General features: G+C 37.6%; 19 protein-coding genes. 5 read left to right on the top strand and 14 right to left on the bottom strand.

Features of this window, described 5'->3' with window-relative positions; translation table 11 throughout:
* The first annotated feature begins 105 nt into the window (after nt 1-105).
* A complete protein-coding gene (locus H0486_RS06710; RefSeq protein ID WP_228352264.1) occupies nt 106-1533 on the top strand; it encodes a 4Fe-4S dicluster domain-containing protein in 1428 nt (475 codons plus the stop codon).
* 155 nt (nt 1534-1688) lie between these two features.
* On the opposite strand, the gene lepB (H0486_RS06705) is transcribed toward H0486_RS06710, so the two are convergent.
* The 4 genes from lepB (H0486_RS06705) to H0486_RS06690 all read right to left on the bottom strand — a co-directional run bounded on the left by lepB (H0486_RS06705) (nt 1689) and on the right by H0486_RS06690 (nt 5848).
* The gene (lepB, locus tag H0486_RS06705) at nt 1689-2255 is read right to left on the bottom strand and encodes a signal peptidase I (protein WP_323163535.1); all 567 of its coding nucleotides are present in this window, start codon (nt 2253-2255) and stop codon (nt 1689-1691) included.
* A gap of 28 nt (nt 2256-2283) precedes the next feature.
* Complete coding sequence (gene lepB / locus H0486_RS06700; RefSeq protein WP_228352263.1) at nt 2284-2802, bottom strand: signal peptidase I; 519 nt, start codon at nt 2800-2802, stop codon at nt 2284-2286.
* A gap of 207 nt (nt 2803-3009) precedes the next feature.
* The gene (locus tag H0486_RS06695; protein WP_228352262.1) at nt 3010-4074 is read right to left on the bottom strand and encodes a hypothetical protein; all 1065 of its coding nucleotides are present in this window, start codon (nt 4072-4074) and stop codon (nt 3010-3012) included.
* A 487-nt stretch (nt 4075-4561) separates the two neighbouring features.
* Entirely contained in the window at nt 4562-5848 is a 1287-nt protein-coding gene (locus tag H0486_RS06690) for a glycosyl hydrolase family 18 protein (RefSeq protein WP_228352261.1), read from the bottom strand.
* 182 nt (nt 5849-6030) lie between these two features.
* On the opposite strand from H0486_RS06690, the gene H0486_RS06685 reads away from it, so the two are divergent.
* On the top strand, nt 6031-6543 hold the full coding sequence (locus H0486_RS06685; protein ID WP_228352260.1) for a flavin reductase: 513 nt from the start codon (nt 6031-6033) through the stop codon (nt 6541-6543).
* 302 nt (nt 6544-6845) lie between these two features.
* On the opposite strand, the gene H0486_RS06680 is transcribed toward H0486_RS06685, so the two are convergent.
* From H0486_RS06680 to H0486_RS06660, 5 genes are all read right to left on the bottom strand, one after another.
* A complete protein-coding gene (locus tag H0486_RS06680) occupies nt 6846-7655 on the bottom strand; it encodes an alpha/beta hydrolase (protein ID WP_228352259.1) in 810 nt (269 codons plus the stop codon).
* Between the two features lie 28 nt (nt 7656-7683).
* Nucleotides 7684-8160, bottom strand: coding sequence for a YbaK/EbsC family protein (locus tag H0486_RS06675; protein WP_228352258.1), 477 nt, complete (start codon nt 8158-8160; stop codon nt 7684-7686).
* A 29-nt stretch (nt 8161-8189) separates the two neighbouring features.
* Nucleotides 8190-9281, bottom strand: a complete 1092-nt coding sequence (locus H0486_RS06670; protein ID WP_228352257.1) for a competence protein CoiA family protein — start codon at nt 9279-9281, stop codon at nt 8190-8192.
* Between the two features lie 41 nt (nt 9282-9322).
* Complete coding sequence (locus H0486_RS06665; protein ID WP_228352256.1) at nt 9323-9973, bottom strand: hypothetical protein; 651 nt, start codon at nt 9971-9973, stop codon at nt 9323-9325.
* A gap of 266 nt (nt 9974-10239) precedes the next feature.
* The gene (locus H0486_RS06660; RefSeq protein ID WP_228352255.1) at nt 10240-10860 is read right to left on the bottom strand and encodes a zinc dependent phospholipase C family protein; all 621 of its coding nucleotides are present in this window, start codon (nt 10858-10860) and stop codon (nt 10240-10242) included.
* Between the two features lie 354 nt (nt 10861-11214).
* Here H0486_RS06660 and H0486_RS06655 point away from each other — a divergent pair, with 354 nt between their 5' ends.
* From H0486_RS06655 to H0486_RS06645, 3 genes are all read left to right on the top strand, one after another.
* Entirely contained in the window at nt 11215-12492 is a 1278-nt protein-coding gene (locus H0486_RS06655) for an HlyC/CorC family transporter (RefSeq protein ID WP_228352254.1), read from the top strand.
* Between the two features lie 314 nt (nt 12493-12806).
* Nucleotides 12807-13352: a glutathione peroxidase gene (locus tag H0486_RS06650; protein ID WP_228352253.1), complete on the top strand. Its 546-nt coding sequence runs from the start codon at nt 12807-12809 to the stop codon at nt 13350-13352.
* 364 nt (nt 13353-13716) lie between these two features.
* A complete protein-coding gene (locus tag H0486_RS06645; protein ID WP_228352252.1) occupies nt 13717-14643 on the top strand; it encodes an ArsR/SmtB family transcription factor in 927 nt (308 codons plus the stop codon).
* A gap of 136 nt (nt 14644-14779) precedes the next feature.
* Here H0486_RS06645 and H0486_RS06640 read toward each other — a convergent pair whose 3' ends face one another.
* The 5 genes from H0486_RS06640 to H0486_RS06620 form a co-directional block, all read right to left on the bottom strand.
* Nucleotides 14780-16978: a methyl-accepting chemotaxis protein gene (locus H0486_RS06640; protein ID WP_228352251.1), complete on the bottom strand. Its 2199-nt coding sequence runs from the start codon at nt 16976-16978 to the stop codon at nt 14780-14782.
* A gap of 105 nt (nt 16979-17083) precedes the next feature.
* Nucleotides 17084-18028, bottom strand: a complete 945-nt coding sequence (locus H0486_RS06635; protein WP_228352250.1) for a glycoside hydrolase family 43 protein — start codon at nt 18026-18028, stop codon at nt 17084-17086.
* Nucleotides 18029-18088: 60 nt separating this feature from the next.
* Nucleotides 18089-18721: a YesL family protein gene (locus H0486_RS06630; RefSeq protein WP_228352249.1), complete on the bottom strand. Its 633-nt coding sequence runs from the start codon at nt 18719-18721 to the stop codon at nt 18089-18091.
* A gap of 84 nt (nt 18722-18805) precedes the next feature.
* The gene (locus H0486_RS06625) at nt 18806-19678 is read right to left on the bottom strand and encodes a carbohydrate ABC transporter permease (protein WP_228352248.1); all 873 of its coding nucleotides are present in this window, start codon (nt 19676-19678) and stop codon (nt 18806-18808) included.
* A gap of 10 nt (nt 19679-19688) precedes the next feature.
* Complete coding sequence (locus tag H0486_RS06620; RefSeq protein WP_228352247.1) at nt 19689-20624, bottom strand: carbohydrate ABC transporter permease; 936 nt, start codon at nt 20622-20624, stop codon at nt 19689-19691.
* Nucleotides 20625-20706: the final 82 nt, after the last annotated feature.

Below are 20706 nucleotides of genomic sequence, written 5' to 3'. Positions count from 1 at the left end.
ACATTATTTTTTCAAAGAATTTTTAAAAATTGTTTGTTATAATACTATGCGAGATTAATAAATACATAGTGTAATAATGGGTAAGTTCCCGGAAAGGTTTTAGATATGAGAAAATTCGATACCAAGGTACAACATTTAAAATACAGAGTTCTAAGAGAAGTAGCCCGAAGTGCTTTTCAAGATGATTTACATCATGCCTTTCATAATATTCCACAAAAAATTGTAGAAGGTCCGAAAGCTACTATGCGATGCTGCATCTATAAAGAGCGGGCTATTGTCGGAGAACGAATCAATGTGGCTATGGGTGGCAACCCTGATAATCCAAATGTAATAGAGGTACTCGATATCGCCTGTGATAAATGTCCAGTGGGTGGATTTGAAGTATCCGATGCATGTCGTGGTTGTATTGCTCATAGATGTGAGGATGTTTGTAAGCTTGGTGCGATATCCTTTGATGCCCACCAGAAAGCACATATTGATAAAGAAAAGTGTGTTGAATGCGGAAAATGTGCTTCTGTTTGCCCCTTTAGTGCGATTGCGAATAATAAACGTCCCTGTCAGAATTCCTGTAAGGTAAAAGCAATCAGTATGGACGAGGAAAAAAAAGCGATTATTGACAATAAGAAATGCATTTCCTGTGGCGCCTGTGTATATCAATGTCCCTTTGGGGCAATTATGGATAAATCATATATTGTAGATGTGGTTAATCTAATTAAGGGTAGCGAAGATACTCATCAGTACAAGCTATACGCTGTTGTTGCTCCCTCCATAGCAAGCCAGTTCCGATATGCGAATTTGGGACAAATTATCAGTGCCATCAAAGAATTAGGCTTTTACAGTGTTGTTGAAGCTGCTTTGGGTGCTGATATGGTTGCCGATTCGGAAGCAGAGGAACTAATGGAAAAAGGGTTTCTTACAAGCTCCTGCTGCCCGGCTTTCGTAGACTATATCCATAAGCAATTTCCACAGTTAACTGAGCATATTTCTCATAACCTGTCACCGATGGCTGTTATATCCAAGTACATAAAAAGTACAGACCCCACCTCAAAGGTCGTATTCATCGGTCCCTGTACTGCTAAGAAAATGGAATTACAACGCCCGGAGGTTGCTCCCTATGTTGATAGTGTTATTACCTTTGAAGAACTTCAGGCGCTAATCGATAGCAAAGATATTGATCTTGATGCCTTGCCACTAGGTACCTTGGACAACGCCTCCTATTATGGAAGGATATTTGCACGGAGTGGCGGCCTGTCCGAAGCAGTAGCCGAAGCCATAAAGGAGAAAGGAAGAGACGATTTTATATTAAATCCTATTGTATGTGACGGTATAGAAGCATGTAAAACTGCTCTACTTAAGGCCTCCAGAAAAGCTCTGCCCAATAATTTTATAGAAGGCATGGCCTGTGTCGGAGGGTGCATCGGCGGTGCCGGTTGCTTAACCCATGGTGATCGTAATAAAAATGAGGTTGATAGTTACGGAAAAGAGGCCCTTGAAAAGACCATACAAAGTGCTATTGCGCCTTATACTGATTAATCAACATCATAAACAGGCTCCAATGTACAAACGTCAGACATAGCGATTATGTTAGTCTGAATTAATACATTGGAGCCTGTTATTATGGTTCTTTCATGTAAGTATTTATTTACTTTAACTATATTATATTCGAAATTGAATGAGATTTAGTTGCTCTAATACTCTACTTTTGAAAACCATTTGAAGTCAGGGTACTTAAAAATGGCTTTCCCCTTAATCTTATCCTCCGCGACAAATTTATTATCCCAATCCCTGGCATCTTCAGAGATATTCCGGTTATCACCCATCATAAAATAATGTCCTTCAGGGATTTCATAGGGTCCAAAATCTCCCTCCGGTGGCTCTTTAAAATAATCCTCTTCGAGGGGCTCTCCATTAATATAGACCACACCATTCTTCCCTTCTATTGTTTCATTAGGCAACCCAATAATTCTCTTTATATAATCCATACTTTCATCATCTGGGAATGGAAATACCACAATATCTCCGCGCTGAGGCTTACTAAACAAATAGGCTGTACGTAATATCACTACTTTCTCATCAATTAAAAATGTATCTTCCATGGACGCAGTAGGTGATGAAATTGTAAAGAACACAAACTTATTAACTAAAAATCCTAGTCCTAATCCTAATGCCATAACAGCAATCCAACTAATCACTTCCTTGCGAATTTGCTCCTTTGTTAATTTCTCCTTCGGCATTTTGCCTTCCATTTTACTCATCATTGTCTCCCTCTATTCCTGTTTCTTTCTATTTATCCAGCCATGCAAAGTTTGGATATTTGAAATAAGCTTTCCCTTTTATAGTATTCTTCTTCACATACTTACTATCCCAGTAGCGAGAATCCTTCGAATCATTTCGATTATCCCCCATCATAAAATAGCAATTCTTAGGAACCTCATATGGACCAAAATCTTTGGCGATTGCATCTTTGACATATTCTTCGTCCAATGGTTTTCCATCGATATAAACGAGTCCATCCTTACCTTCCACAGTCTCACCGGGCAATCCAATTACTCTTTTAATAAAATCTACATTCTCGTCATCCGGATATGGAAAAACAACTATATCTCCTCTCTCCGGTTCTGAAAACAGATATGCACACCGTAATCCAATCACTCTGTCATCTGTCATTATCGTATTCTCCATGGAACTCGAAGGTACTTTGACATTGAGAAGTACATATTCATTGATCAGCTTTGCGCTTCCAATCGCAATTAGAAACAGTAAAATCCAACCTGCTACTTCCTTGAGTAATTTCCTGCCCATTTAGGAACTCCTTATCATTTGAAAATAAATACATATTTGTTATTATAACCTTTGACCGTTTTTTTGTAAAGAATTGATATAGGCAGATGGGAACTAAAGGTACCCTCATTGCGAAGAAGCGATAGGGTAAGGGCAAGCCGGAGGGTGGGATATATCCGCCGCGGAGCCGTTTCCACTTAATTGCACTGCGTAACGGTACATAAGGCTCTATAATACAGAGCCTAAGTACCGACGCGTGCAAATACTCCGGCTCTGGATATATCCCACCCTCCGGCTTACCCCTGCCCTATCGCTTCTTCTTCGGTACATAGGGCTCAAAATACAGAGCCCTATGTACCGACATATGCAGATACATAATTTTGGATATATTTCCATCCTTCGGTCCTGCCTCCGTATGCTCATATCCAGAAGGATATTCATTCTTAGCAATAGCATGATGACTGTTGCGCATAAAAACAGTATGGTAAAAAATACACCTAAGAACAACAAGCCTCCAAACATACTGTAGCCTAAAAACCGTTTAATATAGATACTATCGAACATTATGTCTTGCGATTGCTCCTGTTTAAATAATGCTCTGACAGAATTCTCTAATTGCATACTGAATTCATAACAATCTTCATTACTTCCATCGATATTCAGTATCCTGTAGGAGTTAAGCTTGGCTTCTGGCTTCATTACATATTCGCTGGTTCCAGGCCGTAATATGCTTAAGTCTTTCATTACTATAAATACTTCTTTATCTGCTTGCCGTACCTTTCCATTGGTGAATACGGTATCCGTTATTTGTTTTGCAACCTGATACGATTTGTCGCCAGTGGATATGGTTAACACGTCATCATAATTGCCACCAGTTAACAGAAGTACCTGATCTTCTTGTACTACTTCTTCTTTTTGACTAATTCTATTGAATTCCTCTAAGCTGATGAAGTATGCATCCACATAATCCACCTCAAGCTTATCATAGAAATTAATATGTTTCTGTGGTGCGACGAATTTACCCTCTTGGCGCAAAAGTGTTCCTTTTAGTGCTTTATACTGATGCTGATTTTCTATAGATATCTCCGTATCATTCACTGTATTATAGATTATTTCATCAATGAACTTCTCTGTTGACCCGTTAGTGGAATGACGGATCACAATATCATCCATGAACTCATCCCTCAGCAAATCCTCCTGTCCCAAGTATAAAGAAACACAGGAAGAAACCGTAACAAGAACCATGGTGCTCAAGATACATATTGTCGCTAACCCGGATGCATTTTGCTTCATACGGTGGAACATTCCTGCGATTGATACAAAATTATCCGATTTATAATAAATTTTTTTTGTTGCGTTTTAATGTCTTCAGTAATGCGATACTACCTGTTGTGAATAGCGCATTGGTAGCCAGTATGACCAAAACTACAGATACAAAAAATGTTGATATAGCCTGACTGGAGTTAACATAATTCCATGCCATATAATAAGCAGATCCCATGGCTGTTAATCCAAACAGAGTGATGGGTAATATAAAACGAGTCTTTTTCTCTCCGGCATGATCACTCTTTAATAAATCAATGGGATGAATATCCCTCCCATTACTGCATTCGCAATTACTATTGCTTCTTTAATCAATGTCGATTTATATTACCATATATTAGTGCTTTATTCAATATACTGGTTTTCGTGCATAATGCAGAGCAGGGATTATGGCTTACCATAATCCCTGCCCTAAATTATGCAATCTGTCCCATCATTGTCTTCTTCCATACCCCCACTATTGTAGCTTTTCTAGTGTAAATATCGAATCAGCTGCCAACCAAAGTCCCGGGAAGAAATTCATAATCTGCCATACACCTGCTCCCCGAATTCCAAGCTCCGGAATAAGACGGAACTTCGCATTCATGCTTCTGACATCATCAAACCACACTACATGCTCTACCCCTTCCGGTGTCGTGTAATTATAAAATGGTGCCTGTGCCAGCTCATCAAATTGGATTGTTACACCGAATTGCGCTGCCCTCACTATTGCCTCCTGATTCGTGATCGCCTCGGCAACTGTCTCATTACGAACAAAGGGTAAAGGCCAGTCATAAGCATAATTAGGAATACCCATCCAGATCTTATTCGGGTCAATCACACTGACCCCATATTCCAATACTCTTCTTACATTATTGAGAGGTGAGGTAGCCATGGGCGGCCCATACAGATAGCCCCATTCATAGGTCATCAATAATACATAATCCGCAACAGCACCAATTGTTGGGTAATCATGGGCTTCATACAGTAAACCGGTCATTTCACCCGAGGTCTTCGGTGCCAACGCTACCAGCGTTAATAACCCCAATGGAGAAAGCCTGTTCTTAACAGCAGTTATGAAATTCAGAAAATTCTGCTTGTCTTCGGGCAGGATGAATTCAAAATCAATATCCAGACCGACATACCCCTTTGCTTCCATTGTTGTCACGATGTTCTCAATCAGCTGTGCCTGCCCCTCAGTATTCACAAACATATCATGTGCTATCTGGCTATTAAATTCTCCTGCTTCCGTCATCGGAGCCAGCATCATAACTGGTTTAACACCAAACTCCTGTGCAATTCCGATCAATTCTTCGTCATCAATAGGGATAAGTTCTCCAGTCGACGTAAAACCATAAGTAAATAACGATAAAAATGTTAAGTATGGTAAGGTTTTTCGAAGAACTGTTCTATCAATAAAAGGATAAGCATAGCCATTTACAAGTATGGAATCCAGTTCCTCATCATCAGCATAGGTAATGACCAGTTCCTCTCCCGGTGTCAGAAATTCATCTGCAGCGACACTAGGATTATTTCGTAAAATCTGATTCGGACTAACATCATATGTTTCGGCAATACTAAATAGAGTATCACCTGTTACAACAGTATGAACCACATCTGGAACACGTATCCCGATACTTTGTCCTACGACTAAATTTTCCGGATTGGGCAACTCGTTTTCTATAATGATTCGCTCGGCTGTTACACCATATTGCAGTGCAATTGCATTTAAAGTTTCCCCTGGCTGCACCACATGTATTGTCATATATAGATTACTTCCTTCCATCAAGACATTTATAATTAATATATGCCAGTAAAAAAGGATGGTGAAATGAATTGACAGAGTTGCATACACTCCCATCCTATCGTATAATACATATAGTTTGCTAAGTTGGTATATATAGGTAACTTAGTATACCTAAATCGTTACATGGAAAGGAATTGACTATGAATAACTTCAAAGAGATTTTACCTGTTAAATTAAGAAAAAATCCGTTTCAGATAATCGGTAAGGATTGGATGCTTGTAACCGCAGGCAATAAGAATGGTGTTAATACAATGACTGCTTCCTGGGGTGGCCTTGGTGTAATGTATGGAAAAAATGTTGCATATGTGGTTATCAGACCTCAACGATATACAAAAGAATTTATTGATCGGGAAGAGACCTTCTCATTAAGCTTTTTAGATAAGCAATACAGAAAAATCTTAAATTACTTAGGAACCGTGTCCGGACGAAATGAGAATAAAATTGAAAAATCAGGACTCACCGTAGCTTTTTCTGATGAGACTCCTTATTTTGGAGAAGCTGATTATGTTATGATATGCAAAAAGCTATTTGCACAACCAATGTCTGGCGACTCTCTGATTGACGAGAAGCTAGATTCCACATGGTATTCTAATAAGGACTATCATGTCCTTTACATTGCAGAAATCACCAGAATTTTGCAAGCAACAAGATAATCTCAGTAAATACCATTGTTCTGTAAGAGGATGTCGCATAATATGCATACAGGGACTATGACTTACCATAATGCACTGTCGGAAGAACAGGATGCTGTATTTTGCTATGAATCAAGCGAATATACTTATTCGATGCGAATATTTATATTCGTTGTGAATATTCATATTCGTTGTGAATATTTATATTCACATAAGGCATACAAAATCAGCAATCTGTACTTCCTTCTGCGTATGAGGTAAATCATAGTCCCTGCTTATATATTATACATCATCCTCTTAAGAAAATTATAATGCCTAAAGTATTATAAATTCCGGATCCAGTTACCGGCCATGGTGATCCAGTTCTGGCACTCTGATTGCAATGGTCCTTTATCATACATACTTCTTGTCTCTTCTGTAGCCAGTGAAAGTCCATGTCCACCTTTCGGGTATACATGTAATTCAAACGGTATTTTCTTCGCATTCAGTGACTTTGCAAAGAATAGAGAGTTTTCCACTGGAACAAGACTATCCTCAAAGGTATGCCATAGAAAAGCAGGGGGCGTATTTTCCGTTACCCGATTTTCCAGTGACATACTATCGATTAGCTCATCATATCGTTCTTGAAGTAGTGCGACAAAGGAATCCCTGTGCGCAAATTCACCGGAGGTAATAACCGGGTATGATAATATCAGCCCATTCGGCCGATAATTCTCCTTAGGCATCTGCATCATTTCCTCTAAGAAAGCCTCGTTCCATAAGGTTCCTAAGCTGGCAGCCAGGTGTCCACCAGCGGAAAAGCCAGCTACAATAATTTTATCACTCTGTACATGCCATTTCGCAGCATTCTCTCTAACACAAGCGACCGCTTTGGCCAGCTGAGTAATTGCTATTGGAAACATTGCCGGATAAACAGTATATCTCAAAATTGCCGCATGAAATCCCATGGCGTTCAACTGAACTGCGATTGGCTCTGCTTCCCTGTCCGATACAAATCGATATCCGCCTCCCGGGCAGACAATTACCAATGGCCGTGTTCTATCCTGATCAATCTCCACTGAATTGTCTAGAATATATGTAGTTAATGTTCCGACACATTGATTCACTTCAATATTAATTGTTTCATAAAGCATAGTTCATCCTCTTTTCTTATTTAATAGTTTATTGATCCTGCCATCCTTTGCATACATCGATCCATTTGACTGCTTTCGAATATTGTTCTAATTCATTGCAGGTAAGCTGTATCGCTGAATTACTGCTGCCACATGCAGGATAAACGGTTTCAAAGCGTTGCAAAGATATATCAAGATATACCTCAATGTTCTGACTCAATCCAAAGGGGCATACTCCTCCGATTGCATGTCCTGTATATTCCAACACCTCCTCTGGTGAAAGCATTTTTGCCTTCATGCTAAACTCTGCTTTGAACTTACTGTTGTCAATCTTGGCGTCTCCTGCGGTGACGATTAATCGAGCTGATGTATCCGTCTTAAAGGACAGGGTCTTCGCGATTCTACAGGGCTCCACTCCCAATGCGTTAGAGGCCATCTCTACTGTAGCACTCGATGTATCAAATTCCAGAATATCATTCTCCCTGCCCCACTCTTTTAAATACTCTCTTACTCTCTCAATAGCCATTATCATTACTCCTTTTCTTCTGTATAATATTATATCATTCTATTATAAAATGCATCATAATACTTTTTTGCTACCAAATGTGCATTCCCCTCTTTAATCATCTGCTTGCATTTCTGATAAATGGAATAATTTAAGCCTAAGCTTTCTATATAATCTCTCTCCTCTTTATTATCTGGCTTAAAAGCCTGTACCACATATGACTCTTCTATTCTAACACCATTCTGATCGTCATTCCGTCCGTCCTTTGTAGAATACTTATCCTGATTTTCCTCTTCTAATCGCCTTCTGCGATACTCTTCCAATCTTTGCTGCTCTGCTGCTTCAAGACGTTGCTTCTCCTCTTGAAGCAAACGTAGTCTTTCCTTTCTTTGCGTATATTGCTGCTTCTCATTCCTAATCCATGCTTCCACCTTCATGCATTCTTCAGAAAAATCACATACCATTTGTCCATCTTTGCTCACTGTTAACTCTCTTAGCGGATAAGTTTTCTCACAGTATTTGAATTTTCTCTCATTCCCAAGCCGATAGCCGAAGCTTTTCTTTAAGGTGAGCTGCTCCTTCTCTACATCCAGAAATACCAGGTATCCCATTGCGCTCTGGAGAAGATGCTGGTACCAATCAATCTGTGCTATATCTTTCTCCATACGGATACCAAGTACGTAAATAGGGACAATCTGTTTTGATTGATAAAATGACTCCCTCATTTGAAATTTGTCCAAACTATTATTCTGCAATCGATAATCAACTGCAAGCTTTATCCCTCCAGAGGCTTCACAATAGAGGGTACTATACATCCCATTATCCATACGAAATCTTGCCCAAACCTGGGCATCTGGAAAGCTTCGTTTCAACATGTGATACAGTAATCTCTTACCTTTTTTGTGTTCTTCCGTCTCGTGACCACTACCATAATTACATTCCATGACATCATAATGCGAAAAATATGGTTCCTTTATCGGACCTGCTGCCAGATATACGTTTGCTCCACATTCCATACATGTAAGCAATCGATTACTGGCAGCCTGCTTCCAATCCAGAACCATATCCTCATAATATATTCCGTTCTCGTCCTTCAGATCAAAAGTACAGATCACGTCACCCTGATATACACAATTTTCCATTGCTGAAACTCCTTCGATCAATTTCTCTAACGTAATATGGATTATATACTTTTAATACTTAAGTTACTTATTCTAGCTACCAGGTCATTTTCTTCGATTAAAATGTTCGCCATCTCTGTTATTTCTTGTTTCGCTTCTGATAAAACCCCTGCCAGAAGCTCATCACGATACGCCTCCGGTATCGCTCCAATTACCGCCTGTGCAATGTTTCCCGATAGTCCCTCTTTCTCAGAGAACATCTTGACTATACGACCTGTCCTTGTGTCCGTTCCAGCAAGCTTCTGCATTAGCATAGGCGCTAAATTCTCAGCTGTTTTCTCATAATCGATAGAAGCTATGGTCACTTCCAGCTTAAGTACACTTTGGTTACTTCTTTTTCTTATAACATGATCTATATGGAGTTCCGTAATCTTAGCAATAATGCCTTTATCGATTAACAGAGTATTCAGATACTCTAACAGGACTTCCTGAAAATGGGGAACAAGCCATGCAGTAAATTCATTCTTATTCGGTAATAATGAAATCAGTGTTCTGGAAAAGGTAGTTGGTCTACCTCTTTTGCTTATAAGCTTTTTCACAGCATCAGCAAAGATATTGTCTTTTTCTAATAACCATTTTTCAATGAAAGGCATTAGCTTATCAACGAAAGTATCATAATCAATATTCTTAATATAGAATCGAACCATTAACATTGATTTTACTTCCTAACCTGAGAACTTATCGTTTATTATTCTCATATTACATTATATTACAAACTAAAATAATTGACAATATCGTCTCCATGATGCAATAAGTTACAAGAATATAACTGGATATCTGACAAACAGAAGGTGAAAAGATATTTTCTGGATTGTAAATTATAATAGGAAAGGTTCTAACAATGACATTCATTGTTAGAACCTTATTCATAATAATCGGATTAAGTATATATCAACAAGCCTGTACACTTCTTCTGTAATTAGGCTTTCGAATATTCTACCATTATTGTATTATTATTCATATCTTCCGTTAACTTAGCAAATGCCTTCTCAAAAAAAGCAAGGATTGCATCCACTACTTTAAAACATATCTCAATAATATATTGTATATCCTCTTTCACAGCTTTTATTGCATTCAGATACTCTTGATGTGTTCTCTTGATAAAATGGATAATATCTTCGACTGATTGATGTGTTTCCATCTGCTTACGTTCTCTAATAACATCCTCGCGTTCTAAATACTCCTTTAAAGAATCCTTTAGTTCTTTTTCATACATCACGTGTTCCGTCATACTACCTTCAAATATGGTGTTATGAGGGAAGGTGCAATAATCTGATAGGTAATGAGTAATTACTCCTAAATGTCTTGCGTAATACCCGTTAATTCCTTTATTAATATCATAATCAACTGTTATCTTTTTAATCTCATCAATCAGTATCTCGAATGTCTCATCAATGTTATGTCTTTTTGTAATAAATGATGGTTTAATGTCTGGCAATATGCTTCCTATGTAAAAAGCCTTCTTATGCTCATTCAGATCTTGTACTTGCATGTTATTCATTAAGTACTTTGCAAGTGAAATATGAGACTTTTTTCTCATTCATTTCCTCCTTGGGTAACCGAGTCTCGTATGCTAAAGAATAATTCAGTTAACCTAATCCTATAATATTTTACTAACCAATCATACAACATTTTATTATAATTCACAATAAAAATCAATGAATTTAAAACCTTTTTCTATATTTCATTTATATTTTTATGTTTTAAATGTTTATGCTTCCTATTACCCGCATTCATTTCCGTATCTTAGCCTGAAGATCCGCTAGTCTGGGATAAACTGTAAGGAAATATCCATGAAATATGTCACGAAAACTTGACATTGCGATTACCATACTGTAATATGTTAAGTTGTAAAATACTAATTATGTTTATGTAAATTTTAGGAGATGATTTATTGGATCCCAGTGATGCCGCGCAACCGATTATATTGTTTGTTCTGTTATTGCTATCCGCTTTCTTTTCAAGCTCAGAAACAGCACTCACTACGGTGAATAAGCTTAGAATACGAACTTTGGCAGACGATGATGTAAGAGGTGCCAAAACAGTTATCAAATTAATTGAAGATCCCGGTAGAATGTTGACTGCAATATTAATCGGCAACAACATCGTGAATATTTCGGCGTCTTCCATAGCTACCGTTATGGCAACGAATTTTTTCGATAGCAAATGGGTTGGACTTGTAATAGGTATATTAACCTTTCTTATTTTGGTCTTCGGAGAGATTACTCCAAAATCAATGGCTACGATTTATGCCGAGAAATTGTCGCTTAGAGTTGCCGGACCAATTTACTTTATTGCGAAATTGCTTACACCGATTATTTTCATCATGAATAAGATCTGTAACGGTATATTATTACTTTTTCGAATGGACCCTTCTGCAAAATCCGCTGCCATAACAGAGAATGAATTCCGAACCATCTTGGATTTCAGCCAGGAGGAAGGCGTTATTGAAAGTGAAGAACGCAGAATGATTACCAATGTAGTTGATTTTGGTGATTCATTAGCTAAGGATGTCATGGTTCCTAGAATTGATATGGCATTTGCCAATGCCGATTTCACATATGAAGAACTCGTACAGGCTTTTTCAGAAGAAAAATATACCCGAATGCCAGTATATTCTGAATCTCGTGATAACGTAATCGGTATTGTTAATCTCAAGGACGTGTTCTTTTATAATGGAGATACTAAGAATTTCAATATCCTTGATATTATGAGGGAACCTTATTTCACCTATGAATATAAAAAGACCTCTGAACTTTTAATTGAAATGCGAAGAAATTCTATTCCTCTAGCCATTGTACTTGATGAATACGGTGCAACTGCAGGACTAATCACAATTGAGGATTTATTAGAGGAAATCGTGGGAGAAATCCGTGATGAATATGATGACGACGAAGAAGACAGCATTCAAGCGGTATCCGAAAATGAATTCATCGTTGATGGTAATACAAAGCTGGATGAAATCAATGAAGGTCTTGGGTTAAATATTGAATCCGATGACTATGATTCTATAGCAGGTCATATTATCTATCTTCTCGATCATCTTCCAGAAGAAGGCGAAACCGTAACCGACAAGAACGTCGTCTTTACTGTTACTGCTGTTGATAAGAATCGAATTGATAAAATTCATATATTATTAAAAAAGGAAGACGAAGAAAAAGTGGAGGCTTAGGTAGAGCTCCACTTTTTGAATATAACGAGTTATGTTATTACAGGGATTATTACTTATCATAACACACCGCCGGAGAATGTAATACCGTCCGTATGTGAGCGAAGTTATAATCCCTGTTGATTCATTATACATCATGTCCTTCTTCATTGATAACCAAACTAATACTTTTCTTATACATCCTATACATCCTATACAACACCTCACAGTAATGGTATAATATAAATTGAGTAAAATATTGTAATACTATAACAGTACACATTCAATTAACAGGAAAGGAAATAATACGGTTATAAAGTATTATTAAGGGTGTAATGATGAAAATATACGATTTTAAAGTAAAGAATAAACATGGCGAAGAAATTAGTCTATCTGACTATAAGGGAAAAGTATTATTAATTATTAATTCAGCCACTCAATGTGGTTTTACCCCACAGTATGACGCTTTAGAAGATATGTATGAAAAATATGAGTCCGAGGGATTTGTTATTCTTGACTTTCCATGTAATCAATTTGGCAATCAGGCTCCGGGTAGTGATGACGAAATCTATAGCTTTTGCGACTCCAATTACGGTGTTAAATTCCCCATCTTCTCTAAAATCGAAGTAAATGGTGAGAATGCCCATCCTCTATATAAGTACCTTGTCAGTGAGAAAGGGTTTGCCGGATTTGATGAAGAGCATGAGCTTACTCCGGTATTGCATAAGATGTTATCCGAAGCAGATCCAAACTATAAAAGCAATCCCAGTATTAAGTGGAATTTCACTAAATTTTTAATAGATCGAAATGGGAACGTGGTTGAACGGTTTGAACCTACGGAGGATATGTTTATTGTAGAAAGTAAAGTAAAAGAATTATTGTAAATTTAATTTAATGGTAAGGGGCTGACCCAAGAGTATATCACAATGACATCTATTATTTCATTGTATTGCGCTATGGGGATGCCCCCTTCTTATACCTATTACATATAACTACTTGTTCCTGATTATATCCGATATATAGCTATCCTTTTCTCATTCATTTATATCCATTTTATATGAGTAAGCAAATCATATAGTAAAGAATGGATGTAATTAATGTATATTTTTTATTATACTTTAACTTTTTATATAATATTTTGCTTTTTGGTCAAATTTAATCAATAAACATATTGATTTCTGACATCTGTATTGCTATAATTATATAAGTTCGTAAAATTGTTTCTAGTGCTACTAAAAGGAGTACATTATGCTGCATATAAAATCATTGGATGAAGGTTTAGAAATCTTTAAAGCATTGGGTTCGAGTGTTAGAGTGGAAATTATCAAGATTCTTCTTAAATGCAACGGCATGAACATGAATGAACTAGCTTCGCAATTAAATATAACCAATGGAGCGCTAACCGGACATATTAAGAAATTAGAGGATTGTGGAATTGTTACTGTTACCTCTGAATCTGCCGGCCATGGCAACCAGAAGAAATGCTCTGTACACCTTGATAAAATATTGATTGATTTCGAATCTCAGCTAGAGAATACTAATGCTTATAATACTGATATTAAAATCGGACATTTTTCAAGTTATGAGGTGTATCCCACCTGTGGGCTTGCTTCATCCACTGCATTAATCGGTGAAGTGGATGATACAAGATACTTTTCCCATCCAGATCGCTATAATGCGGATATTCTATGGTTTACAAAAGGTTATGTAGAATATATTATTCCTAATTTTATACCCTATTCACAGAAAATCGATAAGATCACTATCTCTGCCGAGCTTGGATCGGAGGCTCCTGGTGTTAATGATGTATGGCCTTCCGATATCTCCTTTTATATCAATGATATTTTTATCGGTTCCTGGACAAGCCCTGGAGACTTTGGAGATGTAAAGGGTATCTTTACCCCCGATTGGTGGTATCCTAACTGGAATCAATATGGACTATTAAAGCTTCTGGTTGTGAACAAGAAAGGTACCTTTATTGATGGCTTACAGATATCGGATGTTAATATCTCCAATCTAAATCTCACAGATAAAAGTACTATACGGTTTAAGCTGTCTGTAAATCCTGATTCAAAATATGTGGGCGGATTAACCATATACGGAAAGAATTTTGGTAATTACAATCAGGATATTAAGGTTAAGCTCAACTATAGCCCGATTGCTCCTGCAGAATAAAGTACTCATTCATCAATGAGCGATTAATCATATAAGGCTGTTGAAAATGTAATACAGGGCATGTTATTGTCCCTGCCGGTACATGATCAACAGCCTCTTCTATTATTGTAAAGATTATTCCCTAGCCCGAAAAATACTATACCGTGAAGTTTTTCATGGATTCCACGAGTTCTTCTGCTTCTCTATTCAAACGTTTTACGTTATCCGTTAAGGAACCTATCTGAACCATACGATCACTAATTACTCCTGATACAGTTTCCACATTTGCAGTTACCTCTTCTGCTATATTGTAGATACTTTGTATTGAGTTAACAATATCCTCTTTATCCGTGACCATATCATCCATTTTCTCCTGAATACCCTTTATACCGTTCACCATTTCAACTACCTGCTGATTGATAATACCAAACATCGTGATTGTTTCATTTAGGGCATTCGTTTGATTTACAAGAAATTCTTCCGTTCTTTTCGCTGATTCACTGGTCTTGCCAGTAGTATCCTTGATTGATTTAACAATTCTTCGTACACTATTACCGGCTGACATAGACTGATCAGCCAGTTTACGTATTTCTTCCGCAACCACAGAAAATCCACGTCCACTTTCCCCGGCTCTTGCTGCTTCGATGGAAGCATTCAAGGATAACAGGTTGGTCTGACTGGCGATATCTTCAATGGTCTGAATGATTCCCTCAATGTTTACAGATTGTTTTTCTACTTCTTCGATATTCTTGATCAATACCTCTGTCATAGCTGAGGTGTCTTCTGATTTCTTCTGCAGATTCTCAACAATATCACGGCCTTTTTCAACTGCTTCCAGGGTATCACTTGTTTTGGTAACCATATTCTCCGACTCAGCAAAGATACCATTAATCTTATTCGAAAAGTCTGTCATACGCAGAACACTTTTTTCTGTCTCTTCAGTCTGGTTAGATACATCCATCGTAACTGCAATCATGGAATCTGCCACCTGATGCATAGATGCTTCAATGTCCTGTGAAGATACTGCTACATGATCGGAAAGCTCTGCGACAGTGGTACCAAATCTTTGATTATCCGTTACCAGCTTTCGTATTCCCTGTAGCATTTCTGTCATACTATTGGTTAACTTTCTAAATTCATCCCGTCTGGAGGTTTCAAACTTCTGTGTCAGATCTCCTTTTGCCACACTTCCTAGTGAATTACAGGTTTTGTTTAACACCGTACTAACACCCTTGGATATGATATATCCTGCACTAAGGGAAATAATCGATGCCAATAAGACAACAATGACCGTAATGTTGCGGATACCCGATAGCTCGCTGACAATTGTGCTCTTCGGAACCAAAGTACATACCATGATTCCTGTCTTACCCACGGGGTTATACACAAATAGATATGCTTTTCCATTTATATTAACGTACTTACTGCCAGAAACCTTCTCTTCACAAGCCTCATTGTAATAATCACTGTTAAGGAGCAGGCTATCACCAGTGTATTGGTTCATGGTAATCTTATGATCCTTACCAATCTCTTCCTGATACAGTACTTCCCGTCCATCCGCAGTAACAAAACCGGTAATACTCTTATCACCAAACTCCATAACACTAAACAATTCTTTCATATAATTACTGCTGATGTCCACAATCGCAAATCCGCTGTTTTTCTTTAAGGAATAATGCATCAGAAAGCTTAGAACATAATCTTTGTTATTCACACCAAGCTGGTTATCTATATACACATGATTACCACGCCAAGCATTTTTCGTCTTTTTCGGGTTAAAATCCGAGCCCTCGTCCGATGCCAGATAATCATCATAAAAACCTTCCGGAAGCCCTTTAACATTAGAAACAATGCTCCTGCCGGTTTTTGCAAAGACATAGTATGAATTAATATAATTCATGCTTGCTTTTAAATTAATCAGTTTATCTGATATCGGCGTGGTAAAGGTAACCGCTTCTGCACCGGAAGCACTAAATTTATTATCATAATAGGTATTAAAATCATCACTCATGTAGAGTTCAATCACCTTGGAAGATACAGAATCACAGATAAGCTCCAATGAGGTTTCCATGGAAGAGCTTGCACTGCTTACCGCATTCTCATACCGCTTCATTACCGCACTTGATGCCATTCGGTATGAAATAACTCCTAACAGAATGATTAACAGGATGGACACACAGAATACCCTCATTAAGGAATAGATAATCTTTTTCTCTTTTCCCATAGAAATCGATTTCACTTTTCTGAGTGTTTTTAGAATTAAGTTATTTTTTATCGTATCATTCTGTATTGTCTTATCAGCTTTCTTTGTCTTAGCTGTATTTTTAACTCGAAACATTTTTCCGTGTTTACTCATTTGCACGATCCTACTCCCTTTATAAATGAGAATGCTGCATAAATTCTCTTGATGGCTAAAGGTTCCTTCATCCTGTCAAAAAAATATGCAGCACTCCTTTATTTATTAGTATTTGAACACTGGTTCACCATGATCTCCCCATGTGATTTTCATCAACATAGCATGCCTGTTTGGATTATGTAGCGGATTTCCCACAATTTCTTTTTCCGTTCTGGCATGATAAACTAACATTGGATTACCATCCTTATCATAGGTAAAGGAATTATGTCCAGGGCCATAGATTCCAAGGGACTCATCGGTTTTTAAAACCGGATACCGTTCCTTCTTCCATGCCTTCGGATCAAGAAGATCTGCATTCTCATCCACCGTTAACATACCCATGCAATAATTAATACCGGTATCACTGGCGGAATAAGTTAAATAAATCTTGCCCTCATGCTTAATTACAGAAGGCGCTTCATTCACCCAAAAGCCGTATCTTTCCCAATCATAATCCGGTGTTGTTAACAGCACCTGTACTGTTTTGAGCTTAGTTGGACTTTCCATCTGAGCAATATAGAGATTGGAGATTTGTTTCCCAACACCGACCTTCTCAGCCCAAACATAATAATAAACTCCTTTATTCTCGAAGATCGTACCATCCAGTGAAAATGCCCTGAATGAGAACTCATCATCATCCGCACATTGCATCATACCTTTTTCAACCCATGTTCCAGTGATCGGATCCCCATCCCGGCATTCCAATACATAAGGACGTATCTTCCATATATCCTCTTTCTCTCCTGCTGCAAAATAGATATACCATGCACCATTGATATAATGAAGTTCTGGAGCCCATATATGAAAGCTCATCGGGCCACTCTCATGCTTATGCCAGATCATTACCTCTTCTGCATCAGCCAGAGCAACCAAGTCCTTTGACTTTCGCAATGCAATCCCATTGTAATCCGGTAAACTTGCTGTAAAATAATAGTACCCATCGATGTGTAAATAAACATATGGATCTGCTCTCTGCATTATCCAAGGTTTTCTTAAGTCTAGTTTTTCCATTTTTTCATTCCTTCGCTAATTTTCTTGTGAGATTACGATGTTGAACTTATAAAGAAATTCCTATTCTTCTTGATCCGAATAGAAATCATCATATCTTTCATCCATATGATTCATAAAAACCTTATATAAGAAAAAGGATTTAACATATGCAAGTACTGCAAAGCCAGCAAAAAGTGAAATTGCATTCATTACGATGGAAACAACATTGAAATATATAAACAGGATTGTAATTACTGTCAGGATTGCTGTATAAGGTAAATATCCTACAGCAAATGCCGCTGCTGTTTTAATCGTACTTTTCATGCAATTATCAAACTTCGCCAGTACAGGAAATACATAAAGCAAAATAATAAACATAAAAAATGCTACAACCGCACTTAAGCAAAACATAACTTTACCAAGCATTGTACCCAGGGTATACCAATAGAACAAATCAAATGCCATGATTCCACCCAATAATAATACAAGAAGCCACAGGATTGTTGCTTGCTTAAAGTTGTCACGAAAGCTTTTGAAATATCGTTTTACTACATAGCCATCGCCTTGACGTATGGATATGATATTCGTATAATACATCGCCGTTGTAGCTGCTCCTATTGTAACAATTGGAAGGCAAGTAATCAGCCACATCAAATTCAGCAAAATCAAATCTGTCATTTTATTAAGAAATGCAATTACTGGTGATTCTGACATAATACCCTCCATTCTGTATCATAAAACATTTTCTGTTTTCCTTATTTCTTATTTCATTATTTGCTATTTACTACATTATAGATTTTATTTAATACCACTAATTGCAACCGATTCGATAATTACCTTCTGGAAGCAGAAGAATAATATAATGGTTGGAATCATTGCTATAACAGAGGCAGCCATTATCAAAGCATAGTCACTCTGTATCGCATAATATGTGTTAAATGAACGGATTACTACCTGTAATGTCCAGTTTGCTTCACTACGTAAGAAAATAGTGGGAGCCAGATAATCATTCCAAATACCCATAAACCATAATGTGAGCTGAGTTCCAACTGCGCCTTTCATCAAAGGGAAGAAAATCTGTAAAAAGGTTCTGAAGAAGCCGCAGCCATCCAGCTTGGCAGCATCCATTAATTCATTCGGAATACTTCCGAGATTTTGGCGCAAGAAGAATATCATACTTATATTACCAAAGCATGCCGGAATGATGAGCGGTAGCAGACTATCCGTCCATTTTAATCTTGTGAACATAACATATTGGGGTATCATGATAACGGCAAAGGGTATCATGATAGTTGCCAGTAACAAGAGGAAAATAGCATTTTTTCCACGGAAGTTCATTTTCGCAAAAGAAAATGCCGCTAAAGATGAGGTAAAACCACCAATCAGCAATACGGGGATTTCCACCTTAATCGTATTTAATATTCCGGCGATAAAATTACCTTTATTAAGTACTTCCTTATATTTTCCCCAAACCCATGGGTTCGGAATTATCCTTAACTGACCCGATAATATCTGATTTTTCGTCATAAATGACGTCATCACCATGTAAAAGAAGGGAAAAACCATGATAAAAGCGCCGCATAAAAGCAGTATAAAAACGATGATATTAATAGTCTTCTCCTTCTTCGTTACAACGGCAGATGAAGCGATATCTTTATTTTTTTTAGCCATGATATTCCTCCTAGTCTATGGTTTTAACCCATTTATCCTGACCCCAGAAATTAATTGCGGTAATCACAAAGATGATTAATGCCAGAATAATTGCGATTGCACTTGCATAACCAAGCTGATAGCTTTCGAATGCTTTCTGATACAAGTAGTAAACCATCGTCGCTGCACTGTAGCCAATACCACCGTTTGTTGTCATAACCTGAACCTCTACGAATACCTGGAAACCACCGATTAAGGTTGTAATCATGATATAAAAGGTAACCGGAGACAATAACGGTAATGTAATGTTTTTAAATTTCTGAAATCCGTTGGCACCATCCACCATAGCGGCCTCATAATAAGAACGAGGTATATTTTGAAGACCTGCAAGATACAAGATGATTGAAGTACCTAGTCCCTTCCACACCATGAAAATAATCATCGAGACCTTAATTAATACTTCATCACCTAACCAGTTCGGTCCATGTAATCCTGTCAGGCTCTTTATTATCACATTCAATAAACCATAATCATAATTGTAAACCCATGCCCACAGAATCGATACTGCAACCAGGGATGAGATTACTGGAACATAGTACATCGTACGTAGCACTCTCACTCCGGGAATTTTACGATTCATTCCCATTGCTAGTAACAAACCTAAAATCATACCAATTGGAATTCCGATTAAGTAAATCGTTGTTGTCAGTAAAGTTTTCCAGAACTTTGCATCGCCAAATAACTTTATATAGTTATCAAATCCACAAAACCTGTCCAACATCCCGGCAAGTCCTTTTGCCCCATTCCATGTTGTAAGACTAGTAAAAAAGGCAAAAATAATTGGATATGCCATAAATAACAAAAAACCAATCACGGGAGCAGCAACAAAAATAAGTGCCCACTTTTCCTCTCTTTTTGCCATTGCAGATAATTTCATCTTTTTCCTTTTACCACTCACATTATTCACGGTATCACCCTTTCTTCACCACAAAATCCGAATTTCGATGTAAGTATAAAGTACCCTGTGACAACACCTGTGCCACAGGGTT

Origin of the sequence: Variimorphobacter saccharofermentans, assembly GCF_014174405.1 — a bacterium.
Taxonomy (GTDB): Bacteria; Bacillota; Clostridia; order Lachnospirales; family Lachnospiraceae; genus Mobilitalea; species Mobilitalea saccharofermentans.
The sequence above is the reverse complement of the archived record's forward strand: the minus strand, read 5'-3'. Positions and strand labels throughout refer to the sequence as shown.

Coding starts and splice junctions, on each gene's coding strand:
- H0486_RS06685 (WP_228352260.1), top strand. CDS start 6,031: ATGAATAACTTCAAAGAGATTTTACCTGTTAAATTAAGAAAAAATCCG.
- lepB (WP_323163535.1), bottom strand. CDS start 2,255: ATGAGTAAAATGGAAGGCAAAATGCCGAAGGAGAAATTAACAAAGGAG.
- H0486_RS06650 (WP_228352253.1), top strand. CDS start 12,807: ATGAAAATATACGATTTTAAAGTAAAGAATAAACATGGCGAAGAAATT.
- H0486_RS06665 (WP_228352256.1), bottom strand. CDS start 9,973: ATGTTAATGGTTCGATTCTATATTAAGAATATTGATTATGATACTTTC.
- H0486_RS06640 (WP_228352251.1), bottom strand. CDS start 16,978: ATGAGTAAACACGGAAAAATGTTTCGAGTTAAAAATACAGCTAAGACA.
- lepB (WP_228352263.1), bottom strand. CDS start 2,802: ATGGGCAGGAAATTACTCAAGGAAGTAGCAGGTTGGATTTTACTGTTT.
- H0486_RS06675 (WP_228352258.1), bottom strand. CDS start 8,160: ATGGCTATTGAGAGAGTAAGAGAGTATTTAAAAGAGTGGGGCAGGGAG.
- H0486_RS06625 (WP_228352248.1), bottom strand. CDS start 19,678: ATGGCTAAAAAAAATAAAGATATCGCTTCATCTGCCGTTGTAACGAAG.
- H0486_RS06660 (WP_228352255.1), bottom strand. CDS start 10,860: ATGAGAAAAAAGTCTCATATTTCACTTGCAAAGTACTTAATGAATAAC.
- H0486_RS06670 (WP_228352257.1), bottom strand. CDS start 9,281: ATGGAAAATTGTGTATATCAGGGTGACGTGATCTGTACTTTTGATCTG.
- H0486_RS06635 (WP_228352250.1), bottom strand. CDS start 18,028: ATGGAAAAACTAGACTTAAGAAAACCTTGGATAATGCAGAGAGCAGAT.
- H0486_RS06645 (WP_228352252.1), top strand. CDS start 13,717: ATGCTGCATATAAAATCATTGGATGAAGGTTTAGAAATCTTTAAAGCA.
- H0486_RS06710 (WP_228352264.1), top strand. CDS start 106: ATGAGAAAATTCGATACCAAGGTACAACATTTAAAATACAGAGTTCTA.
- H0486_RS06695 (WP_228352262.1), bottom strand. CDS start 4,074: ATGAAGCAAAATGCATCCGGGTTAGCGACAATATGTATCTTGAGCACC.
- H0486_RS06680 (WP_228352259.1), bottom strand. CDS start 7,655: ATGCTTTATGAAACAATTAATATTGAAGTGAATCAATGTGTCGGAACA.
- H0486_RS06690 (WP_228352261.1), bottom strand. CDS start 5,848: ATGACAATACATGTGGTGCAGCCAGGGGAAACTTTAAATGCAATTGCA.
- H0486_RS06630 (WP_228352249.1), bottom strand. CDS start 18,721: ATGTCAGAATCACCAGTAATTGCATTTCTTAATAAAATGACAGATTTG.